Source organism: Eoetvoesiella caeni, assembly GCF_003315175.1.
In the GTDB taxonomy this organism is placed as follows: Bacteria; Pseudomonadota; Gammaproteobacteria; order Burkholderiales; family Burkholderiaceae_B; genus Eoetvoesia; species Eoetvoesia caeni.
Map to the genome: position 1 here is coordinate 39,113 of NZ_QNRQ01000004.1, position 19,741 is coordinate 58,853.

Consider the following 19,741-nt stretch of genomic DNA (forward strand, 5'->3'; position numbering starts at 1 on the left):
ACACCGTTGCGTCTCCCTCATAGTTTAATTGATTCGGGGCCGTTGCCGGACCGCCCGGCGCGGCCGGCCCTACCCGCCTTGCGCCGTGCGCGGATGTTCTTGCGGCGCATGTACCAGTAGTGCGCGCGATCCAGATACAGGTAGATGACGGGCGTCGTGAACAGGGTCAGCGCCTGCGACAGAAGCAAGCCGCCCACCATGGCAAACCCCAACGGCCGGCGCAGCTCGGAACCCGCGCCATGGCTGAGCATCAGCGGCAGGCCGCTGAGCAAGGCGCACATGGTCGTCATCATGATGGGCCGAAAGCGCAACAGGCATGCCTGGTAGATTGCCTCTTGCGGCGATAGCCCCTGCCGGCGCTCGGCCGTCAGGGCGAAGTCGATCATCATGATGCCGTTCTTCTTGACTATGCCTATCAACAAGATAATGCCGATCAGGGCGATGACGCTCAGGTCATAGCCGTTGACCATCAGGATCAGCAGCGCCCCCACCCCCGCCGACGGCAAGGTGGACAGTATCGTCAATGGGTGGATATAGCTTTCATAAAGCAGGCCCAGCACGATATACACCGCAACCAGGGCTGCGGCGATCAGATAAGGCTGCGTAGCCAGCGACTCGCCGAACGCCTTTGCCGTGCCTTGAAACGATCCGATCAAGGCTTGCGGCACTCCCATACTGTTTTGCGCTTGCTGGATTGCCGTAACCGCCTGGCCCAGCGCCACTCCTGGCGCCAGGTTGAATGAAATCGTCACGGCCGGAAATTGCCCTTGGTGGCTTATGGACAAATAGCCTGTCTTGTCGGTGTCGATGGACGCAAACGTCGACAAGGGTATTTGCTTGCCGCTGAGCGGCGAAGTGATGTAGAGCTTCTTGAACAGATCCGGGTCAGCCTGCAGGCGCGGTGTAACCTCCAGGACAACGTTATAGCTGTTGATTTGCGTGAAGTACTGCGCCACCTGGCGCTGCCCTATGGCGTCGTAGATCGTGGCATCGACCAAGGCCGGCGATATGCCAAAGCTGGATGCGCGGGCACGGTCGATGGTTATACGCACCGTCGCCGCCGCATTTTGCTGGTCCGAAGCCAGATCGGTCAGTTCCGGCAGTTGGCGAAACCGTTCCAGCAGTCTGGGAGCCCAGGTATTGAGTTCGGCCAGGTTCGCGTCGGTAACGGTGTATTGATACTGCGTTCGCGCCAGCCGGCCGCCCACGTTGATGTCCTGCCCCGCCTGCAGGAATAGATTGATGCCTTCCACCTTGGCCAGCTTCGGGCGCAAGCGTGCAATGATTTCGTCGGCGCTGGCGACGCGGCCTTCGTCCTTGGGCTTGAGGCTGATAAAGAACGTACCGGTATTGAAGGTAGTCTGGCCGCTGCTCATGCCGTACTGGGTAATATCGGGATCCTGGCCCACAATATCAGCCAGCTTCCGCATGCGCTGGTTCATAGCGGCAAACGAAGAGTCCTGGGCGGTCTCGGCAAAGCCAAAGATGAAACCCGTATCCTGCTGCGGGAAAAAGCCCTTGGGAATAACCAGGAACAGCACCACAGTCGCCAGCAAGGTCGCCAAGAAACTACACAACGTTATGAACTGGTGGCGCAGCACCCAATGCAAGCCTGTCCGGTAGCCGCCCAGCATCGCATCGAAGCCGCGCTCGAAAAACCGGTATACACGGCCATGGGACTGCGCATCGACCGGCTTCAGAAAGCGGGAACACAACATCGGGGTAAGGGTCAGCGATACCAGGACCGAAACCACAATGGTCAAGGTGACCGTAATGGCAAACTCGCGAAACAGTCGCCCCACTATGCCGCCCATAAGCAACAACGGAATAAACACGGCAATCAGCGAAACCGAGATCGATACAATGGTCGGTCCGATTTCAGCTGCCCCTTTATAGGCCGCCTCCATCGGCGCCATGCCGTCCTCGACGTGGCGATAAATATTCTCGAGCATGACGATGGCATCGTCCACGACAAAGCCCACGGCAATGGTCAGCGCCATCAGCGACAGGTTGTCCAGGCTGAACCCCACCAAATACATGACGGCGGCGGTGCCCAGCAAAGACAGCGGGATTGTGGCGCTTGGAATCAGGGTGGCTGGAACATTGCGCAAGAAGACGAAAATCATCCCCACCACCAGGCAAATGGACAGCAACAGCGTCATCTCGACCTCCTGGACCGAGGCGCGGATGTTCTGGGTCCGGTCGCTTAGCGTGCTGACATGCACCGAAGGCGGAATAGACGTCAACAACTGCGGCAGCGCCGCCTTGATCCGCTCGACCGTGTCGATCACGTTGGCGCCGGGCTGCTTGGTAATGCCCACGATCAAAGAGCGGCCATTGATCACCGCGTCGTCCGCCTTTGCCGCCTTGCCGGCGAAAGCCCATGCCGCCTTCTTCATGTCTTCGGGTCCCGGCACGGCAACGCCTACGTCGCGCACTCTTATCGGCGACCCGTTCCGGTAGGCCAGTACCATGTCGTTCCAGGCATCGGCGCCAAGCACCTGGTCGTTGGTATACACGGCAAAGCTTTGCCTGCCGCCGTCTATCGTGCCCTTGGGCTGGTTTACCGTAGTGCTTGCGATAACACCGCGTATGTCTTCCAGACTCAGGCCCATCGACGCCAGCTTGTCCGGATCCACCTGTATACGGACCGCCGGCTTTTGCTGCCCAAAAATGTTTACCAGGCCCACGCCTTCGATCTGCGAAATTTGTTGAGCCAGGAAATTGTCGGTGTAGTCGTTGACCTCGATCAAAGGCAGCGCATCCGACTGCACGGACAACAGCAAAATAGACGCGTCGGCGGGATTTATTTTGCGAAAGGTCGGCGGACTGGGCAAATTGGCGGGCAGTTGCCCTGTTGCCGCGTTGATAGCCGACTGCACGTCAAGCGCCGCCGCATCGATGGCGCGGCTCAGGTCGAACTGCAATGTAATCTGCGTGGACCCCAGCGCGCTAACCGAGGTCATCTGCGTCATGCCCGAAATCAGCTGAAACTGGCGCTCCAGGGGCTGGGCGACGCTGGACGCCATGATCTCCGGATTGGCGCCCGGCAATTTGGCCGTCACCTGTATGGTCGGAAAGTCGACCTGTGGCAAAGGCGCAACCGGCAGCAACGGCCATACCGCCGCGCCAACCAAAAACAACGCTATGGCCAGCAGCGAAGTTCCGATGGGGCGCTTGATGAAGGTGGCGGAGACACTCACTTGGCTTTGCCTTTTTCAGCGGCCGCAGCGTCCGGCACAGCTTGCGACTCCACCACCTTCAGGCCGGGCTTAAGCTTGTACTGCCCGTCAATCACCACGCGCTGGCCAGCGCGTAATCCTTTGCCGACCACGGCCAGGCCGTCTTGAATTCCAATAAGCTCTATCGGTTGTATATGAACAGTGTCGTCCGCGGCAACCGCATAAGCGTATATGCCATCCGGCCCTCGCTGCACCACGGCGGCAGGCACGGTCAGCGCCTGCTTGCGCTGGCCCAGTATCAGGTGGATGCGCACATACTGGCCAGGCCACAGCTTATGTTCCTCGTTGGCGAAACTGCCTTTAAGCTGTACTGTGCCGCTGTCGGTGTCGATCCGGTTGTCCAGCAGCACCAAGCGGCCCCGGCCCAGTACTTCGGTGCCTTTGCGCGGGTATGCCTCTACCGCCAAAGGCTCGGCGCTGGAGCGCAAAGCGTGGTTAATATCCTGGAACGATTCCTCGGGCAACGTGAACACCACAGAGATGGGGTCGATCTGGTTGATGACCACCAGGCCATTTGCATCGCCCGCGTGAACGATATTGCCGGGATCGACCAACCTGGCACCCACCCGTCCCCTGATCGGCGCGGTAATCCTTGTAAAGCTAAGCTGAGTTTGCGCCGCGCTGATCTGCGCGTCGTCGAACTGCAGCGCAGCCTCCAACTGGGCCACCAAGGCGCGCTGCGTATCGAGTATCTGGCGGGTTGTCGCATTCTGCTTCATCAGCTCGGTGTAACGATGCAGGTCCAGCCGGGCGTTGGCCAGTTGCGATTTATCCTTGGCTTTTTGGGCCAGCGCCTGATCCAGCTGCGCCTGCTGCACGCGCGGATCCAACTGGGCCAGCAGTTGGCCGCCCGAAACATCCTGCCCCTCTGTAAACCCAACCTTGTCCAGTTGGCCGTCGATGCGAGCCTTGACCGTCACGCTTTGAGTCGCAACGACCGTACCGACCCCCATCAGATAAATTGGTATATCGTGCTGCCGCACCAGCGTAGTGGTAACCACCACAGGCGCTGAACGGGCGGCTGCCGGCGCCTTGTCGCCATAACGAAGGACCAGCCAGATACCGGCTGCCAACACCAGCAGCAAACCCGCAACCCAACGCCATTTAAGAGAATAAGTTGCCATGGCTTGTTTTCGTAGCCTTCGTGCGCGCATCGGTTGTAGTGTTCCGGAAGCCATCAGCCGCGCCTAGCATGCGCCCCGCTGAAGGCAGTTTCCGTCACTCTAGCGCCACGGCGCGTACATCACGCTGTCCGGAACATGACAATTTTGTCAGCTACGGCCATGCAACCATGTATCGCCGGCACGCAGCCCGAGGCGATATCAGCGCCTTGGCCCAGCGGCCGCAAGTGCGCCGCAGATCACTACCCAGGCCAAGTACTTCTGATTCAGGAATAGGCTCATTGCAACATCCCTGGGGGCGGCACTGCAAACTTCAGGGTAAACCACGATATTCGCTACTTTGACAATTATGCACAATAAAAACGAATTATGTTCGTTATTGTATATTTCCATGCGCGCTCCTGCCTTAATCCCTCTTCTAGAGAGCTACCCACCATGACTCCAGCCGACCTCAAAGTCCGCATGACCAACCCCGGACTGCTGCCAGGCCTGTTCAAAAAACAATTTGAACTGTGCCAAATCAAACCTGGGCAAACCATTGCCATTGTCAGCGACCTGGGCACACGCACCGAATACATCGAAGCAGCCTTTGCCGCCGCCGATATGCTTGGCGCCGATATTTATGAAATGCGCGTCAACACCATTCCTGGCTGGACCAGCGTGGGCGTGCCCACCATCGGCCAGTGCAAAGGGACTTTGGAAGCTCTCAAAGCCTGCGACATGATCTTGATTTTCCATGTGCCGCTTTTTGCCAGCTGGCTTAAAGAAGTCATGAATGTCGGCGTACGCGTTCAGATGATCATTGATGCCCCCGACGACCTTTTCGCCTTGCAAGCCCCAACCGGACTGAAAGACGCCGTCATGTATGCCCACCGCATGTACGAAAAGACCAAGCAAGTCCACGTAACCAGCAAGGCCGGCACCGACCTGACCTACTCTTGCGGCGAATACCCGGTAATGAGCCAGTATGGTTTTGCCGACGAGCCTGGGCACTTCGACCATTGGGGCGTGGGCCTGATCCACACCTTTCCCAACGAAGGCAGCGCCAGCGGCCGGGTCGTGGTCAGTCCCGGCGACGTCGTCATCCTGCCCTATTGCCGCTACATCCAGGACGAAATCGTTCTTGAGATTGCCGACGGCCATATCCAGTCCATCGAAGGCGGCCTGGACGCCATGCTGATGCGCGAGTGGCTGGCCGACGGCAAGGAACACAAGAACGATAAAGACCCTTATGCCCTGTCTCATTTAGGCTGGGGCTTGAATCCTCAATGCCGCTGGGACTCGATTGCCCTGTATGGCGACTCGCCCGAGCGCAGCCGCGCCGCTTCCCGCTGCTTCCCCGGCAATTTCCTGTTCTCCACCGGCCCCAACACCCAGGGCGGCGGCAAGCGCACAACCCGCGGACACTACGACCTACCGATGCGCAACTGCTCCATCGACCTGGACGGCAACCGGGTCGTCGACGAAGGTCGCCTGGTCGATCCGAAAATGATCGTCCCGCGCGAGGCCCGCTGAACATGAAGATCGAAGCTTATCCCGAACAGGAACCAAAGTCCGAAGGAATGGTTGGCTACCACCGGCATTTGATGGAACTGGCCAAGAATCTCCAAGGCCACGAGGCGCAGTATGGCGAAGACCCGTATCAAAGCATCGTCGTTTTCCCAGCCGAAAAGCCCAGTGGGAAGGTCTTGCTGTATTTTCATGGCGGCGGCTGGACCAACGGCTACAAAGAGTGGATGGCGTTCATGGCGCCCGCACTGAATAAGCTAGGCATCACCTTTGCCAGCGCGGGCTACCGGCTGGCGCCGCAGCACCCGTTTCCCGCGGGCCTGAACGACTGCGCGGCGGCGCTGGCCTGGCTGGCAGGCAATGTTGCGCAGTTCGGCGGCGACCCGGGCCAGATTTTTGTCGGCGGCCATTCCGCCGGCGGCCACTATGCATCGCTGCTTAGCGTCAACGAAGGCAAGGACGCCGGCCCGGGTCAGCCGGCCCTGATTCGCGGCTGCGCCCCCGTTTCAGGCGTCTATTACTTTGGCGACGACTCGGGCATGGCGGTGCGCCCCCGGTTTCTGGGGGACCCGGCACTGGGCAACGACGTAGTCGCCTCGCCGATTCTTCAACTGGGCGACCGTGCCTGCCCATTCCTGATCAGCTATGGCGAAAGCGATTTTCCCCACCTTGTCCGCCAGGCGCAGGACATGGTCGCGAAGCTCGAACAAAAAGGGCTACGCGTGCAAACCTTGGTATTGCCCGGCTGCAATCACTTCACGGCAAGCTATGCCGCCGGAGAAGTGGACGGCATCTGGCCAAACACCCTTAACGACTGGATGCAATCGGTTGTTGATTAATTCCTATGGATTAACCTCATCTACCAACTCCATGGCACAACTACAGAATACTAGGCGCCTTCGTAGGCAAAAATCATATTGCACAGGAAATCAATCTCTTCCGGCGAAGCTTGCTTCCCATCATGCAAATGATGGTTCAGCGCATAGCCATCGAACGCCATCAGCAAGAAGGTTGCTATCGCCTTGTGCTGGCTTGCCTTCAAGCCGGGCAAACAGCTTGCCAGCATTTTGTCCAGGCTTTGCTCTACCGAGACGCGCAGGTTCGAGCTGTATTTTTCTTTTGTACCCTTGGCCGACAACGCTTCGATAAGGTTATTGCAGAACCCATTGTCGGCCGCCGGAAAATCCAACCACATGCTTGTGAATATTTTCTTCAATTTTTCTTGCGGCGTAGGGCAGGTCTTGAGCGACGACTTCAACCCTTCAAGGTGTTCCGCAAACCACTTCTCGTAGATGGAAGTCAGGATATCCAGCTTCGACCCGAAATAGACATAGATATTGGCTGACGAAACCCCCGCCCTTTTAGCAATTTGAGGAATTTTTGTACCGGAATAGCCATGTTCCATGAACAGTTCGTACGCCGCCACCGTTATGGCCTGCTCGACCTCTACCTTTTTGACTTGAACCACAATCGCTCCTTACTTTGGGTCCCATTCTATCCCGCTTGAAGCTCCAAGCCCGGCAAAGCGGCTTCCAGGGTAAACCACGATATTCGTGCCAATACCTCAACTTAAAGAGCCAAAGGTCGCGACCCCTTCAAACCTTGGAGCTCGAATCAACCAAGGGAGTTTGTAGCCAACATCCGCCCCCATGCGTCTATAAATCCATCTTGCGGGGAACGACCGTCCAGCACATCACGGCCGCAATGGCCGCACAGGCGAGCATCACAAGGACCAGGCCGATCCCGCCCAAGAATGCCATGGCCCCGGAAATGCCCGTGACAATCGCGCCGGCACCGAATTGCATCGATCCCAGCAGCGCGGAAGCTGTACCGGCATGCTCGCGCTGCTGCATCAGCGCCAACTGGCTGCCTGTGGGCATGATGAACCCCAGCAAGGAAACTGTCGCAAAGAATCCGGCACTGAGAACGAAGAGATTTGAATAGCCGCCGAGCAAATAGACCATCAGCAATAGCAGCACTACCAAGTAGGCCGAATTGACCAGGCGAAAGGCCTTAAGCGCGCCAACCCGCCGGTGCAGCCTGGGGTTGAGAATAGCGGCTGCCATCAAGCCCAGGGCGTTCACCCCAAAAAGCAAGCTGAATTGAGTGGGCGTCAGCGCGTACTGCGAGATGAACACGCTGGCCGACCCGGCAATATAGGCAAAGAAACCGGCCTGGCCAATGCATAGCGCCAGCGCAAAAGGAATGAATTTTCCGTCGCACAGAATTTTGCGGTAATTATGCAAAGTTCGGCTTAACGCGAAGCCCTTGCGGTCTGCCGCACTTCTGGTTTCCGGCAGTAAAAGTGCGATGGCCAGCGCCGTCAACGCCCCGTACACCGTCAACGCCCAGAAAATGGCGCGCCATGAACCCAGACCCTGCAGAACGTTGCCTACCATTGGCGCGACCACCGGAGACAAGCCCAGCACGGCAAGAATCAAGGACATCATCCTGCCCATGGCCGCCCCCGAAAAGACGTCTTTAACCACGGCAAAGGCTATTACCATGCCAATAGACCCTCCCAAGCCTTGCACGAAGCGCAGCGCTTGCAGCTGTTGGACGCTTTGAGCCAGCGCGCAACCGATTGAACCGGCCATGAAGACGGCGATTCCCAGATAGATCATCGGCTTGCGGCCGAACTTGTCGGAAAGCGGGCCATACGCCAACTGGCCCAGCATCAGCCCCACAAAAAAAGTCATCAGGCTGAACTGCACGGCCCCTTCGGCTGCCCCGAAGGAAACCGCCATATCGGGAATGCTGGGCAAGTACATGTCGATGCCCAGCGGCCCAATGGCGCAAAGCGCAGCCAACACAAGCGCCATTGAACCTTGCTTTCTGGACGCGATTGAGCCGGGCTCCATCGCCCCAGCCTTGTCCCCGATAGTCGGGCGAATGCCAGGTTCCGCGGTAAGTCCGACGCTTTGATTCGTAGTCATAAAATAGCTTGTTTAAATTGAAAATATGGAGAAGGTCGTGTATTATGAAACCAATTGGTTTCCTAAGTCAAGAGAATAAAATGACACGCACCGGACGTCCTTTGGCCATGTCGACCGAAGACAGAAAAAACGAAATCCATAACGCCGCCGAGCAGTTGTTTGGCGATCGCGGCTATGAAAAAGTGACCATGGCCGAAATAGCTGCGCAAGCCGGCATGTCGAAGAAGACTTTGTATGTGCACTTTGCCGACAAAGAAGCGCTGTTGAAGTCTCTTGTCGCGTCTTCTTATAGCTGGCCCTCAAATCCCCTTGACAGCCAATTGGCCGAGCCCGTCGACGGGCTGAAGACCCGGCTTAAAACAATTGCCGACCATGTGCTTTCCGAGCGTCATCTAAAGTTGTGCCGCCTGGCCATCGGCGAAGGCATTGGCATCGCAGGCCTGGCCGACACCTTCTACCGCATGGGAATCCAGGCCAGCCGCCAGTCGCTGATAGCGGCGGTGGACCAGGTCGAACCGTCCAGGCGTATTTCGAATCTGAACAGCGACATCTGGGCCGACATGCTGTTCGGCGCAACCATCGGCAAAGTTTTCATTGACGCTTTACTTACCGGCAAGCGCCCTGTCATGCGGCATATTTATGCAGGTATCGACCATGTCGTCGCAACGCTGTTTGCGGGCGACTTATCAAAGAACTGAAGAAAATGGCTATTAAACTCAAACCTGAAGTAGAAGAACAATTGATCGGCCCTTTGCGCCGCTACTGGAAGCAAGAAGAAGGCGAAGACCTTGGCGAGCTTCGCGCTCGGATGTTTCTGAAGTTCATTATCGAAGAAATCGGCCCCGGCATTTATAACAAGGCAATACAGGATGCCCAGGACTATATGCAGGAAAAAACATCGGAAATGGAGATTTCCTGCTATGCCGAGGAACACGGCTACTGGGCCAAACAGAAACGAACGCGCAGCTAGCAGCGGCCTTGCGCTCTGCGCCGAATGGTGCCAACTACCGCCGGCAATATGTTTGCGCCCCAGATGGACCGATTACAACCCTAGGGCGGCCTGTTCGCCGCCGGACCCGGGTCGGTTCGAATCCATGGCGTTCGTGGCCAGCGTCTGAAACCGAATCTGCTCATCGCCGAAATAGCGTTTTGCGAGCTTCGTTATATTTTCCGACGGTGCCGAGGTATAAAAAGAAACTCCTGGATCTCGTTCGTCCATGAACTCCGGATGACGAGCTAGGTAGGCGACAAGGCTGGCAGCGGCTATTTTGGGCTGCGAGAACACCTCGACGTCGCTTGGCAAGGCCTCGATGAAAAGGTCCTCGATCAATGGATAATGCGTGCAACCCAACAAAGCCGCGCCAAGGTGCTGGCCGTCCAGCCGCCTCAGCAAAAGAGCGACATAGCGCTGAACGGCGCGCCGCAAATCCGGCAATGGAGCGGCCTCTTCGATAAGCTTGACCAAACCCGGACAGGCTTGTTGGACGACCTGGATTTCAGGAGCACGCCTTTGCGTTTCTTCTACAAATATCTGGCTGTCCACCGTGTATCGGGTGGCAAAGACCGCGACGGTCTTCGGTGCGCAACTGCGCTGACCTTCGGCGCGCTCCGCGATCCATGGAACGCCGGTGATAGCCTCCACCATTGGAACGATGACGCCAATCACGCGCTTGTCGGGAAAATGAATCGGCAGCCAGGTTTGCTGCAGCCGGCGCAGCCCTGTCGCCGCCGCCGTATTGCACGCAACCACGACCAAGGAACAACCCAAATCGAAAAGCCGTGTTAGCGACAACAGGGTAAGTTCATAGATGGAGTCCGCATCGCGATTGCCGTAAGGGGCGTTGCTGTGGTCGCCGTAATAAACGAAGCGCTGCTCCGGCAAAGTCGCGCAAAACTCCTTAAGGACCGTGAGCCCACCGCTGCCAGAATCAAAAACCCCTATCACCACGCCTCCGCGAGCCAAAACAATACGTCTTGTGCGATTTCCTTGACGGAGTTCGCCCAGCCTGGCGGCCAACCAAGCGTAGCGGGAATTTTACACGGGTTCAGGCAGCGCGTGATGCGCAGGCAACGGCGGCCATGGGTGCAATCATGGCCCTATTTTGCAGTCTCTTTGATGCTGTCGCCCGCTTTTTGAATTTGCTGACCGGCTTGGCTTACCGCCTTGTCGATTTCCTTGCCGGCTTTCTCTGCCGGACCTTCCTGTTTTTGGCATGCGGACAGGGACAAAGCAAGAAGTCCTGCAGCAACAAAAGTGACAACGCTTAATTTATTTTTAGACATTTTCATTTCCTTTTATCTTATGGCGCGCCGTTGCGCCAGAGCCCTACGCTTTAGCCCCATCAAAACGCTGAAGTTCTAACGTATCCAAATCGATCGACGGCACGCAGCGCAAGTTTATCGCGCAAACGGCGGTGCCGTCCGGGTTCGCCCCTTGGGCGAAAGGTTCGGTACCGCATTCCCGACAAAAGCGGTGGTCGATTTTATGCGTGTTGAACTTGTAAGAGCCAAGCGATTCCTGGCCCTGCAACAGGGTAAATTGTTCTGCCGGAAAGAAGGACAGCAAAAAGCCTTTGCGCCGGCAGTGCGAACAATTGCAACTGACCGCCTTTGTGGGAGGTTGAGCATCGACTTCAAAGCGGACCGTACCGCAATGGCAGCTTCCTTCAAATGGCATGGCAGTTCCTTATTCAGGCACGCGAATGACCCGATAAACACCGACTCGGCTCACTCGGCATGCGTTTTTGCAAAAACAGGAGCTGCTTATTTTACGTTTATTCTTGTGGCTCTACTGAAGGATTAATACTGAATGTGCTTCGTCGTTATTTCATGTATATTTTTTATTTTTACGCATGAAAATAGATCTTCTATATGTCTATGCCTCTAGAAGAGAAAATGACTCTTGGAGGAGTAAAAGATGTATTCCGCACCCATCCCCGGTGTGCCGTAAAGCGTTACTTGGCCGGAAATAAAGCATAAAGTGGCCCAGTCCGCCTAACTATGAAGTAGAGCGCCAATGAAGCGGGTACGCTTGCCAAAGATACGTTCATAGACAACCGTTTATAGTGTATAAACGATTATCTATAAACGAAAAAAGTCGCTCGTTATGCCAAAGAAACTAGACGTTGCTCCGTATTATTTGCCTACGGTCCAAGCCCGCACCTTGGCTTGGGGCCGGAATATTCGCTCTGGCCGTGTAATGCAAAAAATTACCGCCAGGAACTTGTGCGAGCGACTGAGGATTTCAGAAAGCACGCTGCGTCGGGTTGAACGCGGAGATCCAGCGGTAGCTGCGGGAACCTACCTGACGGCGTTAGTCGCGGTTGGATCGCTTGATCGCATCATTCCTCTGCCCGAGCATTCGACGCAGCTTAACCCTAATGCCAGAGCGCGGCCGGATAAGGACGATGAGTACTTTTAAGCCGTTATACGTTTACCTGCAGCGCCCCGATACGGGCCAGTGGCTAACTGTCGGAAAGTACAGCCACGACCCTTCGGCTGCCATAGGTCGATTCTCCTATGCGCCCAGCTATATCGATGCTGGCCATCCCTGGAGCATTGACCCCATCAACTTGCCGATTTCTGCACCCGGCCCATTCGTGAGCGAAAGGTATGGGGGATTGCATGACGCATTGCGCGATGCTTGCCCCGATTCATGGGGCCGCATGCTTATTCAACGTGAGCATGGCTTTACGGATTTGTCGCCCCACCATGCGTACCTTTTGCGCGCGGGCAATGCAGATCGCTGGGGTGCCTTAGCGGTGGGCACTGTCCGAAAACCGTCTGTCCCTGAGCTCTCCGTGCCCCCAGTCTCGAGTTTGGATGAGTTGTCGCTAGAGCTGCTTGCGATGCAAGAGCGTAGGGCGCCGGTAAATAAGGCGCTGCGCAAGCGTTTGATGGCGACTCCCAGCATGGGCGGGGCCCGCCCCAAGGCGACCGTACACGACGGGCAGGATTATTGGCTAGTTAAGCCTGTATTGCCCTCGGATACGGAAGACATTCCTCGACTGGAGCATGCTATCCGGGAATGGGGTCAGGCGTGCGGCATGAGATTCGCACAAACGGCGTACCAGCAAGCCGGAGGCGATTCACCGCTGAGTGTGATGCGATCACTGAGATTTGACAGGCCAAATGGTAGACGGGCAATGACGTTGAGCGCAGCCTCGTTGCTCCAGACCCAATACCCGGGGGGCGCGGACACTGCATTATGGAGCTATCCGCTCCTAGCGCGGGTGCTGACGCTTATTGGGGCGCCACGCGAAGATGCCACCGAGCTGTTCTGCCGAATGGTATTCAATGCGGTGGTTGGTAATGATGATGATCACCCGCGTAATCATGCAGTTGTCTATCAGCACGGGGAGCGCAGGTGGCGCTTGGCGCCGGCCTTCGATGTCGTGCCCAATCCCGACTTCACGCCTGACTATCTGGCGATGGCCCTTTCCCAGGGCGATCGGAAGATCAGCCGACAAAATGCACTGGCCGATTCGGCCGCATTTGGATTCGAGAGCCAAGATGAAGCGGTCGAAGTGCTTGACGTGCTGCTTGCCCGAGTCGAACACCACTATGAATCAATTCGACCTCTGCTGGGCGATAGGCTGGATGCCTTGATGAGTGATCGACTCAAAAAGGGACTAATGCGCATGAGTAGACAATGTGAAAATTGAGAAAACGCAATGAAGGTCAGGCTCGTGTTCGGAAAAAATAAAGCCCCAGCCCTACGATCACCAACGCCGTGCCGATCACGATATTCATTTGAAAGGGTTCGTCATTTAAAACGATGCCAAAACTAACCGCTAGCATGGGTACCCAATGGTGATTCAACGTAAATGTGGGATATGACCTTGTCATCGGCTTGCTCAGGCAAGCCGCCATTTGCCCGTCCTGGCACACCAGGGCGGGGCTTATGTTGGAAAGGAAGAAAGCGAATGACCACTTGTGCGATAGCACAAATCCAATCTGTGGCCGCACGGGGCAGCGCATAGAAGACCAGGTGGGCTGCAACCCGCCCGGATCAATCTTACAGTTGGCCTCTTTCGGCTAACGAATTGGCACCCTGCCCCGTCACAATGATGTGATCCAGCAAGCGAACATCGATCAGCGCCAAGGCATGTTTTAGATGTCGCGTCAAAGCAAGATCGGCTTCGCTAGCTTCGGGTACGCCGCTAGGATGGTTATGTGACATGATGATTGCAGCCGCATCCAGGCGTAGCGCGGTTTTAACGATTTCGCGCGGGTATACGCTGGCCTGTGTCAGCGTTCCATGGCTCATTTCCATGTAACGGATGACCTTAAACTGGCTGTTCAGGTACAGCACGGCAGCGACCTCGTGCCCCATACCTGACAGTTTCGACTGAAAATACCGTTTGACGGTGTCCGGGTTTCCCATTGCGGCCCGATCACTAATTAGGCTTTCGGCGGCGATCCGCGCGGCGGCCAGCACGTGCGAATCCGTCGCGGCACGATACCGACCCGATGGGCTGCGCACATAAAGCGCCTGCCCTTCGTTCATGTTGTCATAGCCCAAAGCTGCATTGTGGTTAAGTTGTTGTTCCATTGTCCTATCCTTCAAAAGCCAGTTTGTTTTCCTGCTGACCGGGGCCGAAGATTCCGAGCCTGATCGTAGGTTTTCGGCGTTCGCAGTAATACGGCTCCTGCGGTGTTGCCGCCGTTGCCGTGAGTTCGTCGCCTTGCCGTGCTGAACTGCTGGCCGAGGCTGATGAACAGGACCGTGGAATATATGGAGGGGACCCGCCTGGCGGGGAGGAAGCCGTTTATGCCGCGAAAGCCAGGGCAGCGGACACGGATGGCGGTACAGTCGGCGTTTTGGGCGGCGCACTCATGACAACGGGAACGACGGCCCGATATGCACTGATTGCGAATGCTGGCCCGCGTGGCGAGCGCCCCTACCGCCTATAGGCGGTCTGACTGGAATTGGTTTAGATAAGAATTTAGCTCTGAACAAACGTCCGATCGATAGGATGGGGTATAACGTAACAAAAAACCCAGCCTACCGAGCCCAAGCTTGAGTCTGTCGAAATACCCGAACTAATCAAACATTAAGCGTTATGACTCCTCGTACTCAACTTCAAAGCATCACCCTAGGTGGCTTCAAAGCTATCAGGCAAACGCACACCCTGCCGATTAGCAAATTGACTTTACTTTTTGGCCCAAACTCTGCGGGTAAAAGCTCGCTGGAAGAAGCAATTGAATGTTTAAAACAAATATTCAATGAGGCTTGCAAAGAAGCCGGGAAGGACAGCCTCCTATATAAATCCAGTTTTGATGTACTGCAAGATGCTTGGCATCGACCCAACGGCAGCACGAACAATGAAAGCCAGCAGATGAAATTAGGGGTTCATTATTTGCTCAATTGGGTTGCTACCGCTGATGATAATTTTCTGGCATCAGAAATCATAATTGAGCCAGACAAGTTGCTGGACATCGAAATAACTGGCAACTTCGATCTGTGGGATCGAGAGAATGAGGCATCTTATGCTTGGCCACGATCAAGTGGTTATCTGGTCGAGCCCGCGACCGATGACGCTTCTCACAACTGCGTAAAGTCTCAATTCACAGTCACGATCGATCAGATACTCCTGCTGGATATTAAAGACACCAGATATGTGAGAATCAATCTAAACCATCCGAGAATTAGAATAAAGTCAGATGATGCTTTCAACAGTTTCATCACTACTTCAGATGGAAAGCTAGGCGAATTAAATGATGGATTTCTATATGTAAACATGAAAGGATGGTTTTTTCTCAAGCCAAACTTCAACATTGATGCCGATTCTTTTATCCGTGGCAATGATCTTTTGGATGAAAATTACAATGTTCTTCCACATGTTCCGGTTCGATCTATCGAGTCTTTTTTTAATCAAATTTCGTTCATATTCCGAACATTAATTCTGTTGATCAATCTGGATTTTCAGAAAATATCAGCCTCTAGAACAGTACCTACAGAGGACGAGCTCACTATATACACAGAGGGAAATTTCACAGAAAATATATTTTCTAACATCATCAGTAAAAATAGCAACTTTCCTTATGAATCGATCGCCTACTCGGCCAGGTACAAGATAACGGGCGAAGCAAAACGCAACGATGACAATCTGCTGGATGATATGAACGCCATACTCAGCAACCATCTGTTCATCGAAAAGGGCTATCGCCTAGCTTACGAGTATGCTGTTCTTTTGAGCCAGAATCACATTGATGACGAACTATCAGGTAATCAGATTTACGTAGGCTTGAGCGATGATCAGCCAGTCTTCATCAAGATATTTCTTGCGGATGCCGACAACAGAAAACTTCGATTCGATCAGGTTGGCAGTGGTATTAGCTATGTAATACCTGTTGCCTATGCCTTGGCCAGAGATGGAAATGCCTTTATCCAGCAGCCGGAGCTCCATCTACACCCCGCCCTTCAAGCGAATCTGGCCGATGCGATCATCCAAAGCCTACACCGGATGGATTCTTATAGTAATTATGCCGACTTTCACGCCGTTACGCCCTCAGTCGAACTGGAATTTCAGTCCTTCAGCATGATTTCTCCGACTCAACTCATCATCGAAACACACAGCGAACATCTATTGCTGCGGCTACTTAAAAGAATACGTCAAACATCCTCTGGGCTACCCATGGAAGGCGAGCAGAAACTCACTCCAAACGATCTGTGCATCCTTTATTTCAATCCCCACCTCAATGGCGAAACAAGCATTCATCAGATCCGGGTTAGTGCCGAAGGTGATTTTCTAGATCGCTGGCCACACGGCTTTTTCCCTGAACGAGATCAGGAGCTTTTTGATGAATGAGACTTTCGTGCTGGAGCCAAAAGGATTTAGCACTGAGCTTGAGCTGAAGATGGTGCTCGGCCGTTTTGGGTCCTATAGTGGCCGTTATCTAGCTCGCTATCCTCATGCAATCCGGGAGCATATTAAAAAGAGCATGGATGGACTGAGTGAGCTGCAGCTCAAACGTATGAGCAGCATCCTGCGATCAGCTGACGAAGCTAACGTTTTCCAACTTTTGAAAAATCTGAGTTGGAAGGACTCGGCGACATGGTATGACAATGCCATCCAGACCGTTCGCAACAAGGCTACCAACGGCCTTGTAACCTTCAATTTGGAGACGGACGAAACGGCCTCCATATATCACGTCGGTGACGTTGCAGAATGGGGTCCTGCGGAAGAGAGAATATTGGGCACAAAAGAGGAGTATGTCCGAGTCTCTCGAACGCTACTACTGACCAGCCCTGAAATCTACTTTATCGATCCGTATATCAATCCGTTGAAGGATAGCTATTACGAAACGATGCTGGCCTATCTGACCCTTATTGCGGAAAATAGAAGATGCAGCAAAATTTGCTTTATCGCACGAGAGTCCAACGTGATAGGAAATGAACCTGCTGATGTAACCCGCGAGGCTATACGAGAAAAGCTCCTAAAGTTAAACCGGGGAGCAAAAATTCAAGGCAAGACCACACAATTTTGCCTGGCACGTGATGAACGAGAAGATTTCAAAATGCACGGACGCTACTTATTGACGCGGCGTGGAGGGCTACAGCTAGATCAGGGGTTCCAGAAGCTGCCTCGTCGCCGTGTAGATGTAGCCCCGATTAGCAAAAACAGACTAGATGAATTGTGGTCAAGCTATATTACGGGTCAGCCGTTCCAAAGGACTATTGGCGAGCCTATAAGCGTCTGACTCAGGGACGGACGGTGCTGCCTGATGGGGAACAAAATGACTGGGGACTTCGGTTAGTTTCCAAAGCCCCGTCAAACCAGCAGCACAAGTCACACCAATGCCGCAAACAACTTTTTCAGATAAGCGGCACTACCTCCTCCATCAGACTGCCTGTGTAGATTACAAGGCTACCCAATGCTTACCGATTTCATTAACAGCTTTTCGTCTTCAAGCAGTACCCCTTGCTGCTTTGCACGAAACTCGACCCGCTTTCTCGCTAAGCTACCGCCAACATCTTTCGACGGATGAAACCTGGAAGCGCTAAATGAATCAATGGTCAAGCTAATTTGGTCATTGATAGGGTCAACGATTAAATAATATATTACGTCGCTTCGAACAATCAACATCCAGTACTCATGATTGGATGTACTACCTAATCGAACAGGTACTCGTCCCATTGGGTCTCTCGTCAATAGTGCCGTAACGGTAAGCCGTTGCGCGCAGACGCTGCTAACGACTGCCGTTCCCCTAAAATGTGAAATTACCTCACAGGCAATCTCAAGGCGATCGAACCGAGTATAGCGTCTGGCCCGCATTCATGTTGTCGTAACCCAAAGCTGCATTGTGGTTAACGTTTTCCATTGTCCTATCCTTCAAAAGCCGGTTGGTTTTCCTGCTGACCGGGGCCTATTCAACGTCAACTACCTTGGCCGGACAAGTTAATAGTCGTTGAATAGGGGCCGAAGATTCCGAGCCTAGTCGTAGGTTTTCGGCGTTCGCAGCAATACGGCTTCTGCGGTGTTGCCGCCGTTGCCTTGCTGAACTGCTAGCCGGGGCTGATGAACAGGACCGTGGAATATATGAAGGGGACCCGCCTTACGGGGAGGAAGCCGTTTATGCCGCGAAAGCCAGGGCAGCGGCAACGGATAGCGGTACAGTCGGCCGTTTTGGGCGACGCACTCATGGCAACGGAAACGACGGCCCGATATGCACTGATGGCGAATACTAGCCCGCGCGGGCCAGCGCTCCTACCGCCCGATGGGCGGTCTGTACTTGAGAAGTTTGCTTGTCAGCGACCACAAAACTGCAGCCCGAAGGTTCTCGGATCCAACCCTGGCTGCAGATGGCCATCGGGATACAATCTAACCGGCAACGACCATATGCTCTGAACGGCCTTACTATGAGCGTATAAGCCACTATAGAAGTACGCATCATTATTGTTACGGATGCATATAGGCCAACCAACATAAAAAAACAGTGAAAATCAATGCCTGTACCGACCTACGATCAGTTCATAGAGCCAATTTTTCGATACCTGGCAGTCAACACTGCCGGTGCGCCCGCACGGGTGGTACATGAAGCTGCCGCAGATACGCTCGGCTTAACCTCAGAACAACGACAAATTGCCCTGAATAGCGGGCAAGCTGTTTACAAGAATCGAGCTGGCTGGGCCTATGATCGATTAAAGCGAGCAGGGTTTTCTGATGACGTGAAACGCGGCCACTGGAAATTAAATGACAACGGCATCCAGTATGTCCAGGCACATCCGGCTCCACTGTCAGCCGAACAAGTTGAGCACCTTGCCCTTGGCTTCAAAGATGTCAGGCTACGAGCGATTGACGATGGCACCCCACTAGCAACGGAAGCACAAACAGCTATCACTGTTCAAACAAGCACAATCAGTCCAGACGATCTCCTTGATCAAGCATGGAAGGAATTACGCGAAGCCACAGCCGCCGATCTTTTAGAGAGTCTTTCACAGGTATCACCAACACGTTTTGAAGTTATTGTGCTTGATGTACTCCATCGACTTGGCTATGGCGCAAATCGCAACGATTTACAGCAGGTAGGCGGTTCTGGTGACGGCGGGATCGACGGGGTAATTTCATTAGACAAACTCGGCTTAGAGAAAGTCTATGTACAAGCCAAACGCTGGCAAGGCACTGTCGGACGTCCTGATCTCCAAGCCTTTTATGGCGCATTAGCTGGCCAAAAAGCGAAACGCGGCGTATTTATTACTACATCAGGCTTCTCGGCTCAAGCCATCGACTTCGGCAGGTCCGTTGAGGGTATCGTTTTAGTGGACGGCTTACGTTTGGTCAATTTGATGATGGATTATGAGGTCGGTGTAACGTCTCGCTCTTTGATGATTCCAAAAATTGATACTGATTATTTTGACGAAGACTAGCTAATCCACTGGCCAAGACACAACCCCTAGAATATGGATGCACATATCCATCAGGTACAA

Annotated in this window: 16 protein-coding genes; 8 read left to right on the top strand and 8 right to left on the bottom strand. The window is 54.4% G+C overall.

Features of this window, described 5'->3' with window-relative positions; genetic code table 11:
• Positions 1 to 17 precede the first annotated feature (17 nt).
• Together DFR37_RS09015 and DFR37_RS09020 are read right to left on the bottom strand one after the other, a co-directional pair.
• Positions 18 to 3,203, bottom strand: coding sequence for an efflux RND transporter permease subunit (locus DFR37_RS09015; protein WP_113932926.1), 3,186 nt, complete (start codon positions 3,201 to 3,203; stop codon positions 18 to 20).
• Positions 3,200 to 4,366, bottom strand: coding sequence for an efflux RND transporter periplasmic adaptor subunit (locus DFR37_RS09020; RefSeq protein WP_113932927.1), 1,167 nt, complete (start codon positions 4,364 to 4,366; stop codon positions 3,200 to 3,202). Before DFR37_RS09020 ends, DFR37_RS09015 begins: the two co-directional genes overlap by 4 nt.
• Positions 4,367 to 4,798: 432 nt before the next feature.
• On the opposite strand from DFR37_RS09020, the gene DFR37_RS22980 reads away from it, so the two are divergent.
• Together DFR37_RS22980 and DFR37_RS09035 are read left to right on the top strand one after the other, a co-directional pair.
• A complete protein-coding gene (locus DFR37_RS22980; protein ID WP_113932929.1) occupies positions 4,799 to 5,878 on the top strand; it encodes a 2,5-dihydroxypyridine 5,6-dioxygenase NicX family protein in 1,080 nt (359 codons plus the stop codon).
• 2 nt (positions 5,879 to 5,880) lie between these two features.
• Positions 5,881 to 6,711, top strand: coding sequence for an alpha/beta hydrolase (locus tag DFR37_RS09035; protein WP_113932930.1), 831 nt, complete (start codon positions 5,881 to 5,883; stop codon positions 6,709 to 6,711).
• A 50-nt stretch (positions 6,712 to 6,761) separates the two neighbouring features.
• Here DFR37_RS09035 and DFR37_RS09040 read toward each other — a convergent pair whose 3' ends face one another.
• Positions 6,762 to 7,340: a TetR/AcrR family transcriptional regulator gene (locus DFR37_RS09040; protein WP_113932931.1), complete on the bottom strand. Its 579-nt coding sequence runs from the start codon at positions 7,338 to 7,340 to the stop codon at positions 6,762 to 6,764.
• Between the two features lie 187 nt (positions 7,341 to 7,527).
• Positions 7,528 to 8,694 carry a multidrug effflux MFS transporter gene (locus DFR37_RS09045; protein ID WP_113932932.1) on the bottom strand — a complete coding sequence of 389 codons (1,167 nt, stop codon included), beginning with the start codon at positions 8,692 to 8,694 and terminating at the stop codon, positions 7,528 to 7,530.
• 194 nt (positions 8,695 to 8,888) lie between these two features.
• Here DFR37_RS09045 and DFR37_RS09050 point away from each other — a divergent pair, with 194 nt between their 5' ends.
• Both DFR37_RS09050 and DFR37_RS09055 read left to right on the top strand, forming a co-directional pair.
• Positions 8,889 to 9,506, top strand: coding sequence for a TetR/AcrR family transcriptional regulator (locus DFR37_RS09050; RefSeq protein WP_170139874.1), 618 nt, complete (start codon positions 8,889 to 8,891; stop codon positions 9,504 to 9,506).
• 5 nt (positions 9,507 to 9,511) lie between these two features.
• The gene (locus DFR37_RS09055) at positions 9,512 to 9,778 is read left to right on the top strand and encodes a DUF2164 domain-containing protein (protein ID WP_113932934.1); all 267 of its coding nucleotides are present in this window, start codon (positions 9,512 to 9,514) and stop codon (positions 9,776 to 9,778) included.
• A gap of 72 nt (positions 9,779 to 9,850) precedes the next feature.
• Here DFR37_RS09055 and murI read toward each other — a convergent pair whose 3' ends face one another.
• The 3 genes from murI to DFR37_RS09070 form a co-directional block, all read right to left on the bottom strand.
• Positions 9,851 to 10,756, bottom strand: coding sequence for a glutamate racemase (gene murI / locus DFR37_RS09060; protein WP_346724938.1), 906 nt, complete (start codon positions 10,754 to 10,756; stop codon positions 9,851 to 9,853).
• A gap of 149 nt (positions 10,757 to 10,905) precedes the next feature.
• On the bottom strand, positions 10,906 to 11,091 hold the full coding sequence (locus tag DFR37_RS09065; RefSeq protein WP_113932935.1) for a hypothetical protein: 186 nt from the start codon (positions 11,089 to 11,091) through the stop codon (positions 10,906 to 10,908).
• Between the two features lie 43 nt (positions 11,092 to 11,134).
• On the bottom strand, positions 11,135 to 11,485 hold the full coding sequence (locus tag DFR37_RS09070; RefSeq protein WP_113932936.1) for a GFA family protein: 351 nt from the start codon (positions 11,483 to 11,485) through the stop codon (positions 11,135 to 11,137).
• Positions 11,486 to 12,215: 730 nt separating this feature from the next.
• On the opposite strand from DFR37_RS09070, the gene DFR37_RS09075 reads away from it, so the two are divergent.
• Positions 12,216 to 13,472, top strand: a complete 1,257-nt coding sequence (locus tag DFR37_RS09075; protein WP_170139875.1) for a type II toxin-antitoxin system HipA family toxin — start codon at positions 12,216 to 12,218, stop codon at positions 13,470 to 13,472.
• 353 nt (positions 13,473 to 13,825) lie between these two features.
• Here the strand turns inward: DFR37_RS09075 and DFR37_RS09085 are convergent, their stop codons facing one another.
• Positions 13,826 to 14,362 (bottom strand): JAB domain-containing protein, encoded by a 537-nt coding sequence (locus tag DFR37_RS09085; protein WP_113932939.1) that lies wholly within the window; start codon positions 14,360 to 14,362, stop codon positions 13,826 to 13,828.
• A 511-nt stretch (positions 14,363 to 14,873) separates the two neighbouring features.
• On the opposite strand from DFR37_RS09085, the gene DFR37_RS09090 reads away from it, so the two are divergent.
• The 3 genes from DFR37_RS09090 to DFR37_RS09110 all read left to right on the top strand — a co-directional run bounded on the left by DFR37_RS09090 (position 14,874) and on the right by DFR37_RS09110 (position 19,681).
• On the top strand, positions 14,874 to 16,622 hold the full coding sequence (locus DFR37_RS09090; RefSeq protein ID WP_113932940.1) for an AAA family ATPase: 1,749 nt from the start codon (positions 14,874 to 14,876) through the stop codon (positions 16,620 to 16,622).
• The gene (locus DFR37_RS09095; RefSeq protein ID WP_113932941.1) at positions 16,615 to 17,514 is read left to right on the top strand and encodes a hypothetical protein; all 900 of its coding nucleotides are present in this window, start codon (positions 16,615 to 16,617) and stop codon (positions 17,512 to 17,514) included. Before DFR37_RS09090 ends, DFR37_RS09095 begins: the two co-directional genes overlap by 8 nt.
• Positions 17,515 to 18,760: 1,246 nt before the next feature.
• Positions 18,761 to 19,681 (top strand): restriction endonuclease, encoded by a 921-nt coding sequence (locus DFR37_RS09110; protein ID WP_113932943.1) that lies wholly within the window; start codon positions 18,761 to 18,763, stop codon positions 19,679 to 19,681.
• Positions 19,682 to 19,741: the final 60 nt, after the last annotated feature.